The following is a 13,131-nucleotide window of genomic DNA, read 5'->3' as shown; positions in this document are numbered from 1 at the left end:
AAACGTAGGCATAGCTATTCACAGAATATTATAACACAAAAAATCTCATCGTGCTCAGTTTTTTCCTAAATTTACCAGCCAATTTTTTAGTTTTTCTGTTCAGAAATTCATTCACTGTAAACTTTGTCAACAATCTGTCTATTCTACAAAAAAGAAAGCTCATTTCTAAGCTTTCTTTGCAATCATTTTTTCTGCTTCTTGTTCTAAAAATAGTTCCAAGATTTTCTTTGTCAAAGTAATGGCTGCTGACAAGGCCAGAGAAACAATCAAATAATTAGCTACTAAGCCGTGATCCCCAACCAATGGCGGTTTTGTCAGAAATCCGTAATCCCCACCTGTTACTAAATTGACCACAAAAATCAAGGCATTTAGTCCAAAGGTCATAAGAAAAATTCTTTTCACATCTAGCATTCTTGCATCGTACTGTCTCAAGAGATAAACTAGAGAGTTCCCCAAGAGAGCTAAGTGGCCAAAGATAAAGGATAAAATCGCAATATGCGGGAATGGATAAGGATCTGGCACTGGATAAACAAAGGCAGCTAATGTCCCAAATGTTCCTAGTAATGCAAAATACTGCCTATATTTAGACTGACCAGGAAGCAAGAGCACCACAAACATAGCCATACGGCAATGGTAAAAGGGTAAACTTTCTGACAGTGGCATATGATTGACCCCATACCAACCATAAAGAAGGATTAACTGAACGGCCTGCAAGATTTGGAAAAATCGTTGGTAAACCTTCTTTTCACGATAACGATAGGCTGTATAGAAGGTCAAGGCCAAGAGTGTAAATATACTGACATACCAATAAAGATCAAACTTGGGTGGCTCTGTTGCTTGGGTCGTAAAAAAATATCCCATAAATTCATCTAGTATTCCTCATGATTCAAAATTTTCCTGCATTTTATTATACCATGCTATTTGTCAAAAATGAATTTAGAAATACGATAATCATCTTCTTAATCAAGATATTGCTCCCTCTGACCTTGATAAACCTGCCAAAGAATCTCTATTTGCTCCTTGGTAATGCGTTTTTCAGATAAGGCTGGCAGTTGGTCAATGGCAAAAAATTGAAGGTCAGCAATTTCTTGATTTTTTTGGAATTGTCCATCAAGAAGCTTACATTCAAAAACAAACTTTGCATATTGCTTGCTCTGTAGTTGGAAACGATTGGTATCAAAAACAGCTAGTAGTCTTTCTACTTTAGCTTCAAAACCGGTTTCTTCTTCAATTTCCTTGAGAATATTTTCTGTTGGAGAATAGCCGACTTCACCAAAGCCACCTGGCAAAGCCCAATCATTCTCTCCTTGTCCCCTAATCAGACAAATCTTTTCGTCCTCAACAATCCAAGCACGGACGTCCATTAACGGAGTCGCATAAGCAGAAGTTGGCTTCAAGACTTCTGCCACTTCTTCGGAATCAAGGTCTGATGCCTGATTCAACATTTCAGATAAAAGGCCTCGCAAGTCTTCGTAGCGCTCACGGTCGAAAGGATCTTTTGTAAAGGTTAATCCAGTATCTGTAAGGGCAATCATTCTTTGAAGATACTTGGCAAAATCACTAGCATTCATTTTCTAAACATTCTACCAGCTTGGCTAGATTCATAGAGTTAGAGCCTTTGAGCAGGATTTGATCATGGACACCAAGGCTTTCTTTAACCTGCTTAACTAGGTCTTCAAATTGGTCTTGGTCTTCTGTTTTCTTGAAGTAGTAAACGTGACCGATTGGGAACATTTGACTGGCCAATTGGGCTAATTCAGCAATGTCTTCTCCATAGAAAATAACGGTATCAAGCACATCTGGAGAAAGGCTCAAAATCATCTGGTTATGGAGTTGAATAGACTGGTCACCAAGTTCCTTCATGTCCGCCAAGACAGCGATTTTCTTGCCACCTTCGTTGGCTGGAATGGCAGAGAAAGTCTCTAAAATCAGCTTCATAGCAGTTGGATTGGCATTGTAAACATCTGATAGGATATCTGCTCCATTGGCTGCTTTCTTCCACTCGGTACGGTTACGCGTCAATTCAAGTTTTTGGAAGGCCTGACGAATTTGTTCCTCAGTCACTCCTTCTTGCAAGGCAACATAGGATGCAATCATAGCATTAGTGGCATTGTACTTACCAGTCACTGGCAAATCAAGGACTTGTTCCAAGAAATTAGCCTTAAAGGTCAGACTATCCTTGCGCTCAACCAAGTCTGTGATTTCCAACTCTGCTCCTTTCCCAAAACGGACTACCTTTTTATCAGTTGGCAAGTAGTCCTCTACAATCGAATCTGCTGGTGCCAAGAGCAAGGAATTCGAAGACATCCCGTCTGCAATTTGCATTTTTCCTTTAGCAATCTCAGAACGGTCTTTGAAAAAGGCCAAATGGGCTTCTCCAACCAAGGTCACGATGGCTGTTTTTGGACGAGCCAATTCAGATAAGAGATGAATATCTCCCAAGTGATCCTGCCCCATCTCCAAGACCAACTTTTCTGTTCCTTTAGGCATATGGAGAACTGTGTAAGGAAGACCAATCTCATTATTGTAGTTGCCTTGTGTTTTATAGGTTTTGTAGGTTGTTGATAGCAAGTGAGCTAACATATCCTTGGTCGTTGTTTTACCATTTGAACCTGTGACAGCAAAGACATCAACAGCTGTTTTCTCAAGATAGTAGGCAGCTAGTTTTTGAAAGGCAGTCAGAACATCATCTACTAGAATGTAGGGATGATTTGCGACCTCTTTCTCAGACAGGGTTGCAGCAGCGCCATTTTCAAAAGCTGTTTCGATAAAGTCATGACCGTCACGCGCACCTTTGAGGGGCACAAATAAATCCCCTGCCGCAATCAAACGACTGTCAAACTCAGTTTTCTCTAACTGGGTATCCTCAAAGATGCTGATATCATTTTTAGCTCCGACAACTTGGGCCACTTCATGAATTGTTAATTTCATTTCTACTCCTTTAAAAAGGGTTGAAGTCCGAGAACTCTAGTCACCTTGCAGTGATGGTTCTGGCTTCTACCCTCTCTTTCATTTTTATAGCAAATGCGCTTCGCGCTTGTCAAAACTTTCCTTGGCAAGATCAACCAATCGCTCGATTAAGTCTGGATAGCTGATTCCCATATTGTCCCAAAGAAGTGGATACATTGACCACTGGGTGAAACCTGGCATGGTATTGAGCTCGTTGAGGAAAACCTCTCCCTTATCTGTATAGAAGAAATCGCAACGAGATAGACCGAGCCCACCAATGGCACGGAAGGCTGTTTCTGCATTTTGACGCATGACAGCTATCACATCATCACTAATCTTGGCTGGAATGTCCATAGTAATCTTGTTATCAATATACTTGGCATCGTAGTCATAAAAGGCAACATCCTTGACTACTTCTCCTGGAAGGGTGCTTTTGACATCGTAGTTACCCAAGAGACCAACCTCGATTTCACGGGCATTCACCCCTTGCTCAACCAAGACACGACTGTCATATCGGAAGGCAAGTTTCAAAGCTTGACGGAGTTCTTCTTGATTTTCAGACTTAGAAATACCGACACTAGACCCCATGTTTGACGGCTTAGTGAAGATTGGATAAGCCAATTTTTCTTCCACTTCAGCGATTTTAGCAGTCACATCATCACCTTCAACGATGGCCACATAAGGAACTTGGGCAATACCAGCAGATTCTAAAACACTCTTGGTCGTGATTTTATCCATGGCAAGACTAGATGACAAGATATTACAGCCGACATAAGGCATTTTCAAAACTTCAAGGAATCCTTGAACAGAGCCATCTTCTCCCATCGGACCGTGAAGAACTGGAAAGACAACTGCCCCTTCTTCGTAGATGGCACTTGGTACAACTTTCTTATCCCAATCAATGGTCGCATTGGTCATGAGACGGTCCTCTTGACCTGGAGTCTGACTAAATTCCTGCGTTTTGATAAAGTCACCTGACTGACTGATAAAGAAAGTCTTAACTGTGAAACGGTCGTAATTGACCGCACGCATGACACTTTCCGCTGAAAGGACAGAGACTTCGCGTTCCGCACTCCGTCCACCATATAAAAGAATAATCGTTTGTTTCATATTATTTGTCCTAATTCTACTAGAATACTCGCTCTTTAGTATATCATATTTGCTTGTTTTTTTAAAACTTGAACCTGATCCTACTCATCACACTATACAAAAAGAGGCCGATAGGAACGATTTTCAGCCTCCTTGATTTTTTATAAATGAATGGAGTTCATAAATTTGTCTACACTTACAACTCTGTCCGATTTTCAATAGCCCGTAAGAGTGTGACTTCGTCCGCATACTCGATATCTGCTCCCACAGCGAGGCCTCGTGCCAGGCGCGTAACCTTGATCCCAGCTGGCTTGAGTAAACGGGAAAGATACATGGAAGTCGCTTCCCCATCTGCTGTGGCATTGGTTGCTACGATTACTTCTGAAACCTCACTATCCATCAGACGAGTCATGAGACTCTTGAGATTGATATCGTCCGGACTGATACCATTCATAGGAGAAATAAGGCCATGCAGGACATGATAGAGTCCATGGTATTCTTGGATATTTTCCATGGCCGCCACATCCCGACTATCCTCTAGCACCAAAATCGTTGTCTGGTCACGAGTCGGATCGGTACAGATAGAACAAGGATCGTCGTCTGTCAAACGTCCACAAATAGAACAGTAGGTCAATTCTCTCTTAGCAGAAAGGAGATTTTTTGCAAATTCATTGACATCATCATCAGACATCCCAATCGTATAAAAGGCCAGACGCGTAGCCGTCTTAATCCCGATACCTGGTAACTTGGAATAACTGTCAATCAGCTTAGCAATAGGTGTTGGATAAAGCATAATTTCCTTTCTAATTCATTGGATGGTATTTTTGATACAGATTGATAATGTCACGCGCAATGGAAGGTCCTACACCATTTGTTAGATTGGTATTATGAGGAAAGACCACTGCAACAGCGATTTGGGGATTATCAGATGGGGCATAGGCCACCGCATTGGTATTGGTTGCTTGCTGACCATCTGCCACATAGCTTTCGGCTGTACCCGTTTTTCCGCTAATGGATACCAAGGCACCATTTGAAAAGGCACGTCCAGTTGTCAATCCGCTAGTCCCATGAGCAACCTGATAAAAACCTTGGTGCAAGACACTCATATCGGAGTCGGATATATTGACCTTATTCATCTCTGTCGGTTGCAGTTGCTGAATCAAGTCGCCCAGTCCTCCCTTATCATTATTACCATAAATGCCTTCAACAATACGAGGAGCTACACGAACACCATCATTTGCAATAGTTGCTACATACTGAGCCAATTGCATCGGCGTATAGTTATCAAACTGCCCAAAGGCATTGGTAATGAAATTGGCAAAGTTATACTCTTTGGGAATAAATCCAGTAGATTCATCTGGTAGGTCAATCCCGGTCGCAGCCCCCAAGCCATATTCGCCAAAGGTTGAACGCAATTTACCCATAGCAGACTCTAGATTGCTGGTGCCGACAAACATATTGGGTTGATAGGTTTGCCCCATAAGACCTAAGGCTGTTTGGACCATATAAGTATTGGATGAATACTCCAGAGCTTGAACCGCCGTAATCGGCATTGGCCCAGAAAAGGCAGTATACCAAGAATTAATTGGAGCTGAACCTTGGAAGACAATGGACTGGTCTGTCAAGGTCTGATTTCCTGACAAGACTCCATTTTCCCAACCTGAGCTGATGGTCGCCGCCTTGACAACCGAACCTGGAACAAAGACATTGGTTACCGTTCCCAAGGAATCAGGCGTCAACTCTCCCGTTTTCAAGTCATGTTTAATCCCTGACATAGACAAAACAGCACCTGTTTTTGGGTTAAGGGCGACTGCATAGACACCTTCAGAATACTTGGCTCCACCATTCCCCAACTCTGAATTGAAATAACTTTTCAGCAAGGCATCTACGCTATCTTGGAAGGCCAAATCAATAGTCAGTTTAATATTATTCCCTTTGGTACCAGCTTCGATATTTTCGACACTTTCCATGTTTCCGTACTTGTCTAGATGAATTTCCTTCACTGAGCGTTTACCTTGCAAGGTTTCCTCGTATTGCTTTTCTAGATAAGAGGTCCCAACACGGTCATTTAGAGAATAACCTTTTTTAAGATAAGCATCTGCTTCTTCCGCCGGGAGACCAGCTTTTTCACTGGATACACTACCTACTATAGAAGAAAGGGAAGTCTCTAGAACTTTTCGATCCCAAGAAGTTGAAATACTGACGCCGGGTAATTGTTTCGAAGCAGAGGCAATCAGAGCAATCTGGGTATCTGTCAAGGCATCTGTCACAATGGTTCCTGTCGCAAAGTTTCCAACGGCATTTAACTGACTAAAAAGATAGATTTCTTTCTTTTTATCCTCTGTATAGTTTAGTTGACTCGTTTGAACACTATCGACCGCATTGTTATACAGTTCTGATTCGGATAGGCGATTGCCATCTGAATCCAAGCGTTTCTCACTTGGGAGAGCCTCCACTGTTTTTTTATAGATTTCAGGATCAGCCAAATAGTAATCAGCCAACTGACGTTCTGTCAAATTTGGCGAACTGATGCTCACATATCCCAGCAACTGACTAGCGATTTCTTTCAGATCTTTAGCCGTCATTTTATTACTACGCGTAAAGGAAACAACCTGCTTTAACGTATTTTCTACCAAAGGTTTTCCACTAGCATCATAAATTTCCCCACGGGCAGAACTGGTTGTGACCTTGGTCTGACTAGCTGAGGCTAGCTTTTTTTCGTAAAAATCCTTGTTCAAAACCTGCATATACAACAAACGACCAATAATGGTCATAAAGAGTAAAATGACGATTGAAAACAATAAATTAAGCCGAATCGGAATCGAATGGCTGTTAAATTTTCTCATACAAATCAGTCTCATTTCTAATACTCAATGAAAATCAAAGAGCAAACTAGGAAGCTAGCCGCAGGCTGCTCAAAGTACAGCTTTGAGGTTGCCGATAAAGCTGACGTAGTTTGAATTGGATTTTCGAAGAGTATAATTAAAATCTTACTCTTAATTGTACCACAATTTGAGCAAAAAATTATGGAAAAGAAAGAAGCTTTTTTCGTTTTTACGGCAAGATACGTTTTTATTTATTCATCCCTATATTATATGTTATAATGAATGTAAAAGTTCAATAATCTAGCCTTTTTCCAACACGACTCATTTAAAGGAGCCTTCCCTATGGACAAACCAGATATCGCAACTGTCATTGATTCACATTTTGAAGAAATGACAGACCTAGAGCAAGAAATCGCTCGCTATTTTTTGCAAGCTGAAACGATTACAGATGATTTATCTTCCCAACAGGTCACTCAAAAATTACATATCTCTCAGGCTGCACTAACTCGCTTTGCTAAAAAGTGTGGCTTTACTGGCTACCGAGAATTCATTTTCCAATACCAACATCAGGCAGAAAATCAAGCCAACCAAGTCTCTAAGCACAGTCCACTGACCAAACGAGTCCTCAGAAGCTATAGCAATATGAGGGAACAAACACAAGACTTGATTGACGAAGTACAACTAGAACGAATTGCCCAATTAATCGAAGATGCTGAGCGTGTCTACTTCTTCGGAACAGGGAGTTCTGGCCTTGTTGCTCGCGAAATGAAATTGCGCTTCATGCGTCTGGGTGTGGTCTGCGAGGCCTTGACCGATCAAGACGGCTTTGCCTGGACAACCAGTATTATGGATGAAAATTGTCTCGTACTTGGTTTCTCACTTTCTGGTACAACTCCCTCTATTTTAGACAGTTTATTAGATGCCAAGGAGATGGGGGCAAAGACTGTACTCTTTTCAAGTGTTCCCAATAAAGATAGTCAAGCCTATACAGAGACTGTTCTTGTAGCCACCCACAGCCAGCCTTCCTATATCCAACGAATATCCGCTCAACTTCCTATGCTCTTCTTTATCGATTTGATTTATGCCTACTTTTTGGAAATCAATCGCGAAAGCAAGGAAAAAATCTTTAATAGCTACTGGGAAAATAAAAAACTCAACGGCTATCGTAGACAAAAACGTGTCAGAAAATCCTAGTTTGGCTGGGCCAAACTAGGATTTTTATTCATCACCAAACATACCTCTTCAAGATTATGAATTAGTCATATCTTGACTTAGTCTTGAATAATTTCATGTAATCACTTTTTGAAGGGAGTAAATAAGCAAGTCTGACGGTATCCTCAACAATTGTATATAATACGATGTAATCCTTACTCAAGGTCAATCCTCGCGTTTGGTAGTGAGGATCTAATTTCTTACCAAATTTTTCATCGGCATCAAATCCAGCTTGGGGGAAAATTTCTAGCCGATTAATATCTTTTCTAATATTGGCTACTTTTCGTCTCGCAGCCTCTACAGAACCGATTTCCTCCGCTATATACTGATATATTTTATCCAAACTATCAATCACTCTAGGAGAATACAAAATCCTATATTTTTTATAATCCATAGCGTGTCACGACATCCTCATCTGTCAAGTAATTTCCAGCCTCAATCTTGGCATAACTTTCTTGAACTTCTGCTTGTAATTGTCTAAACAAATACTCCTTCTCTAATTCCTCTTCACTCAGTAAATCTACTTCATTTGTTACGGCAACATTCTTTAAAAATAATCTGAGTGCCGATGAAAGAGAGAGATTTTTTTCTTTTAACACTTCCATGGCATCATTTACTAATTCTCTATTAGCTTGGAAGGTCACAATTTTATTTGAATTTGCTATAGACATTTTATATAATTCCTTTATATATTTTCTTTATTATCTCATAATTATAAAGAAAGTCAAGGGAACTTGATTAGAAAATCCTAGTTTGGTTGGGCCAAACTAGGATTGTTTTGTATTGATACTCTTCGAAAATCAAATTCAAACCACGTCAGCTTCGCCTTGCCGTACTCAAGTACTGCCTACGGCTAGCTTCCTAGTTTGCTCTTTGATTTTCATTGAGTATAAAATGATAGTAGGCGCCCAACATACCTGCTGTATTTTGATGATGAGCAAATTCTAATCTCGTCTTATCAGCCAGACTTGGCACCAAGGCATCTTTCAAGGCTTTGCGGATCTTGGGTTTAAGGATAGCCTCTTGTCCCATGATACCGCCACCGAGAATGACCACTTCTGGATTAGCAACGTAGCAAATATTAGCCAGACCTTTCCCAAGGTAATCTACCATCCGGTCAATACCAGCCATACAAATCTTGTTGCCTTCAGTGGCTTCCTTAAAGATGCGTCGGCCATTCCACTGATCAACTGGATCTCCATGACCTGCTGCTACATACTCCACCAAGGCTGTTGTAGAAGCCAAATCTTGGAACGCTCCATCCTGCATATGCATATAACCGACTTCACAGGCCGAATTACTAAAACCATGGAAGACTTTCCCATCCATAATCAAGCAACCACCGATCCCTGTTCCAATGGTCAAGCAAAGGGTGACACTCGCCCCCTTGCCTGAACCAGATACCGCTTCAGCAAGACCTGCACAGTTGACATCATTTTCAATTTCACAAGGAATATTAAAGCTTTCTTCGATTTCCTTTTTGAACTGAGTTCCTGCATAATTTGGAATCTGAGGCCCAGCATAGAAGATTTCACCCTTGTCAGGATCCACCATTCCTGCAGAAGAAATGGCAACACCTGCTACTGGTCCTTTTTCTAAATAGCTGCCTACAATATCTTTTGTCTTTTGTAAGATATGAGATCCACCCTTATGCGCCTCTGTTGGCATTTCATGCGATTCAACAAGTTGGCCTTCTTGGTCAATCAAACCATATTTGATATTTGTTCCACCGATATCAATTGCAACGTAGTGTGTCATAAATACCTCCTTATGGATTAGAGGAAGCGCTCCTTGGTTTCACGAATCAAGGCTGCAGCTGCTTCTACAACTGGACGATCGTCTTCAGTCACTGGTGTCAATGGTGAACGAACAGAACCAATGTTAAGTCCTTCATTGATTTTCAAGACTTCTTTAATGACACCATACATATTTCCATGTGCAGAAGTGAGTTTACCAATGATAGCGTTGATAGCATACTGTAATTCACGCGCTGTTTCCAAGTCTTTGTCAGCAATCAATTGGTTGAGTTTCAAGAAGAGTTCTGGCATAGCACCATAAGTACCACCGATACCAGCTTTAGCTCCCATGAGACGACCACCTAAGAACTGCTCATCTGGACCGTTAAAGACGATGTGGTCTTCTCCACCAAGGCTCACAAAAGTTTGGATATCTTGAACTGGCATAGAAGAGTTCTTCACACCGATAACACGTGGATTCTTCAACATTTCTGTGTAAAGGCTTGGAGTCAAAGCAACCCCTGCCAATTGAGGAATGTTGTAAATCACGTAGTCTGTGTTTGGAGCTGCAGAACTGATATCGTTCCAATATTTAGCAACTGAGTATTCTGGCAAGCGGAAGTAAATTGGTGGAATCGTTGCAATGGCATCTACACCCAAGCTTTCAGCATGACGAGCCAGTTCCATGCTATCTTTAGTATTGTTGCAAGCAACGTGAGCAATGATGGTCAATTTACCTTTGGCAACTGCCATGACTTCTTCCAAGATTAACTTGCGGTCTTCAACGCTTTGGTAGATACATTCACCAGAAGAACCATTGACATAAAGACCTTGAACACCTTTATCAATGAAGTATTGAACCAAGGCACGAGTACGCTCTGGACTTACTTCTCCTTGATCATCATAACATGCGTAGAAGGCTGGAATGACACCTTCGTATTTTTTAAATCTGACATAGATTTTCTCCTAAGATTTCTTTTTTTCTGCTAAAAGCAGGATTTATTCTTTACGTTTTTAGTATACACCTTGTAAAAAACGCTTTCAATATCTTGTATACACTTAGATTTTAGTTTCGATATGAATTTTGAAATGTTTATGTCTTGAAAGTAGTTTCATAGACAAGTCATCTTATTGGTATTTTGCGAAAATTTTCTCCATCAATCCAGTCTGGATAAAAACTAATAAGCCAAACCCAAAGAGTAGGAAGGCTGAGCCACCTAAAAGTAAACTGAAGGCGGACAGATAAAGAACCATCACAATAAGAAAGAGAATAGCTAACATGAGGAAGAACCAAGGAAAGTTAAAACTTGCCAAGATAAGTCCTTTTTGCAGCACTTCTTTCCAAGTTAAATCATAGCGCGCAGCGATGGGATAGCTAGCCAACATCACGATAGTGAGGAAGATAAGAACGCCTAGACAGATAGCTTTCACCATTTGGAAAGGCATAGCTGTCTGCCCCCAAAAGAGATAGAGGTCTAGAAGGCTTAATGAGACGATACCCAACTCAAGCAGACCTAACTGAAGACCTAGCTTCAGATTTTGCTTGAAAGCTCTTAGATAGATTTTAAAGACAGGCACACGTCTACTCTTCTTAATCTCAAACATAGTCTCGTAGAGGCTAATTTTAGCCACTCCAATCGTCACGATGGGTAAACAAGAGATGACAAAAAGAAGATTGGCTGTCACGATATCCAAGACTTTCTCACTAAAACGCATGAGAAAGTTATCTGTATCAAATGCTGCCTTGATAAGGCTTACTCCTTTTTGTGCCATGTTTGCTCCTCCTGATTTTTTAATCAATCAAAATTTTAAAGAGATATTTGCGAACCTTCTCTTCCATACCTGCATAGCCATTTGGCTGGTGTGGTTCTCCTGGAAAGAAAATTGCAAAATTGTGATAACCCAACAAGAGTGGGTAGTTTTCGTGACAATGAACAAAGCCAATGTCACTCGCTTCGTCGAATGCTACTGCTTCATCTTTGATACGTGAACCGTAGCTCGAATATTCATGTCCTTCTACCAGCAAATGCAAATCTGCATAGTTCTTATGATGCTCAAATTGATCATTTTCAGATTGATTGAGGACATTTTCCTGAACAACTAGAAAGACCTTGTCCCCGTCAATTTCATACTTACCTAATTCAAAAGAATCCTTACGATGTTGATAGAGATAGTCGATAGCCTTGTCTAGATTGGGATGAATTCCTTTGTAAAAGGTGATGTTTTTCAAATCGTCAAAAATCATACTCTTTCCTTCGTTTCTGATAGTTAACTAAAATCATTCTTAAGTTGATAAGTGTCTAACAAAATCTCTATGGTCAGCAAATACCCAACATTTTGTAGACACTTATAACTCTATATTCTCTTATACTCAATGAAAATCAAAGAACAAACTAGAAAGCTAACCACAGGCAATACTTAAGTATGGCAAGGTGACGCTGACGTAGTTTGAATTCGATTTTCGCAGAGTACTAACCTTTGACAGCTCCCATAGTGATACCTTGTGTGAAGGATTTTTGGAAGACTAGGAAGACTGTTACGATTGGCACGGCTGCAAGAGCGGCACCCGCCATGATCAAACCATAGTTGGTTGCCATTTCAGCCTGCATGGTCGCAACCCCGAGTGAAATGGTCAAGTTTTGACGTGAAGTCAACATTACCAACTGCATGAAGTAGTCGTTCCAAGTATTGATGAAGGTGAAGATTGCAAGGGCCGCAAATCCTGGTTTCACAATCGGGAAGGCTACGCTCCAGAAAGTACGAATCTCACCACAACCGTCGATTTTAGCTGATTCAAGCAATTCTGTAGGGATATTCTCACTAAACTGTTTCATGAGGAAGACCCCGAATGGCCATCCAATCAAAGGCAAGATAACGGCCCAGAGAGTATCGTGAATTCCCATGAAGTTGACGATACGTACCAATGGTACAAGGACAACTTGTTTTGGAAGCGCCATAGCAGCGATAAAGATAGCAAATAGAATGCGTTGACCGTAAAAACGTTTTTTAGCCAATACATAACCTGCTAGAGAAGAGGTCGCACAGACTAAGAACATGGTTACTAGCGAGATAAACACAGAGTTCCACATCCATTGCATAGCAGGGTTTTGCACCATGAGTTGTTGGAAGTTTTCCATGGTTGGCATTTTAGGGAACCACTGAGGAGGAATAACGATTGTATCAGGTTGTGATTTGAATGCCCCTGTCAAAATCCAGTAGAATGGAAAGATGAACAGCACGGTCAACAAGAGCAAGATAATAGTTGAAATAACAGTGAAAGCTGTTAAAGGTTTCTTTTGTGTAGATTGCATAGCCGTCTC

The 13,131-nt window shown here is 40.9% G+C and carries 13 protein-coding genes and 1 pseudogene; 1 reads left to right on the top strand and 13 read right to left on the bottom strand.

All coding sequences use genetic code 11. The features are described from left to right. Positions 1-165: 165 nt before the first annotated feature. From SK608_RS03340 to pbp2b, 6 genes and pseudogenes are all read right to left on the bottom strand, one after another. A pseudogene (locus SK608_RS03340) lies at positions 166-869 on the bottom strand (YwaF family protein). 90 nt (positions 870-959) lie between these two features. Then, complete coding sequence (locus SK608_RS03335) at positions 960-1,571, bottom strand: NUDIX hydrolase N-terminal domain-containing protein (protein ID WP_033676592.1); 612 nt, start codon at positions 1,569-1,571, stop codon at positions 960-962. Next, positions 1,561-2,931, bottom strand: coding sequence for a UDP-N-acetylmuramoyl-tripeptide--D-alanyl-D-alanine ligase (locus SK608_RS03330; RefSeq protein ID WP_033676590.1), 1,371 nt, complete (start codon positions 2,929-2,931; stop codon positions 1,561-1,563). Before SK608_RS03330 ends, SK608_RS03335 begins: the two co-directional genes overlap by 11 nt. 84 nt (positions 2,932-3,015) lie before the next feature. Next, on the bottom strand, positions 3,016-4,059 hold the full coding sequence (locus SK608_RS03325; RefSeq protein ID WP_033676587.1) for a D-alanine--D-alanine ligase: 1,044 nt from the start codon (positions 4,057-4,059) through the stop codon (positions 3,016-3,018). 175 nt (positions 4,060-4,234) lie between these two features. Further along, positions 4,235-4,831 (bottom strand): recombination mediator RecR, encoded by a 597-nt coding sequence (recR, locus tag SK608_RS03320; protein ID WP_000966754.1) that lies wholly within the window; start codon positions 4,829-4,831, stop codon positions 4,235-4,237. A gap of 10 nt (positions 4,832-4,841) precedes the next feature. Then, positions 4,842-6,899 (bottom strand): penicillin-binding protein 2B, encoded by a 2,058-nt coding sequence (gene pbp2b, locus SK608_RS03315; RefSeq protein WP_082242404.1) that lies wholly within the window; start codon positions 6,897-6,899, stop codon positions 4,842-4,844. A 306-nt stretch (positions 6,900-7,205) separates the two neighbouring features. Between pbp2b and SK608_RS03310 the strand changes: the two genes are divergently transcribed. Next, on the top strand, positions 7,206-8,057 hold the full coding sequence (locus tag SK608_RS03310; RefSeq protein WP_033676581.1) for a MurR/RpiR family transcriptional regulator: 852 nt from the start codon (positions 7,206-7,208) through the stop codon (positions 8,055-8,057). A 61-nt stretch (positions 8,058-8,118) separates the two neighbouring features. Here SK608_RS03310 and SK608_RS03305 read toward each other — a convergent pair whose 3' ends face one another. The 7 genes from SK608_RS03305 to SK608_RS03275 form a co-directional block, all read right to left on the bottom strand. Next, on the bottom strand, positions 8,119-8,469 hold the full coding sequence (locus SK608_RS03305) for a type II toxin-antitoxin system RelE/ParE family toxin (protein ID WP_033676577.1): 351 nt from the start codon (positions 8,467-8,469) through the stop codon (positions 8,119-8,121). Then, positions 8,459-8,746 carry a type II toxin-antitoxin system RelB/ParD family antitoxin gene (relB, locus tag SK608_RS03300; protein WP_000020413.1) on the bottom strand — a complete coding sequence of 96 codons (288 nt, stop codon included), beginning with the start codon at positions 8,744-8,746 and terminating at the stop codon, positions 8,459-8,461. The genes SK608_RS03305 and relB overlap by 11 nt, the downstream gene beginning before the upstream one ends. Before the next feature lie 190 nt (positions 8,747-8,936). Next, positions 8,937-9,833, bottom strand: a complete 897-nt coding sequence (locus SK608_RS03295; protein WP_033676574.1) for an ROK family protein — start codon at positions 9,831-9,833, stop codon at positions 8,937-8,939. A gap of 17 nt (positions 9,834-9,850) precedes the next feature. Next, positions 9,851-10,771, bottom strand: a complete 921-nt coding sequence (locus SK608_RS03290; RefSeq protein WP_033676572.1) for a dihydrodipicolinate synthase family protein — start codon at positions 10,769-10,771, stop codon at positions 9,851-9,853. Positions 10,772-10,939: 168 nt separating this feature from the next. Continuing rightward, a complete protein-coding gene (locus SK608_RS03285) occupies positions 10,940-11,584 on the bottom strand; it encodes a YesL family protein (RefSeq protein WP_033676569.1) in 645 nt (214 codons plus the stop codon). A gap of 19 nt (positions 11,585-11,603) precedes the next feature. Beyond that, positions 11,604-12,056 (bottom strand): NanQ anomerase/TabA/YiaL family protein, encoded by a 453-nt coding sequence (locus tag SK608_RS03280; RefSeq protein WP_033676566.1) that lies wholly within the window; start codon positions 12,054-12,056, stop codon positions 11,604-11,606. Positions 12,057-12,282: 226 nt separating this feature from the next. Beyond that, positions 12,283-13,122: a carbohydrate ABC transporter permease gene (locus SK608_RS03275; RefSeq protein ID WP_033676563.1), complete on the bottom strand. Its 840-nt coding sequence runs from the start codon at positions 13,120-13,122 to the stop codon at positions 12,283-12,285. Positions 13,123-13,131 lie beyond the last annotated feature (9 nt).

Source organism: Streptococcus mitis subsp. hohhotensis (assembly GCF_000722775.1).
Classification (GTDB): domain Bacteria; phylum Bacillota; class Bacilli; order Lactobacillales; family Streptococcaceae; genus Streptococcus; species Streptococcus carlssonii.
This window is presented reverse-complemented; position numbering and strand designations above follow the sequence as displayed.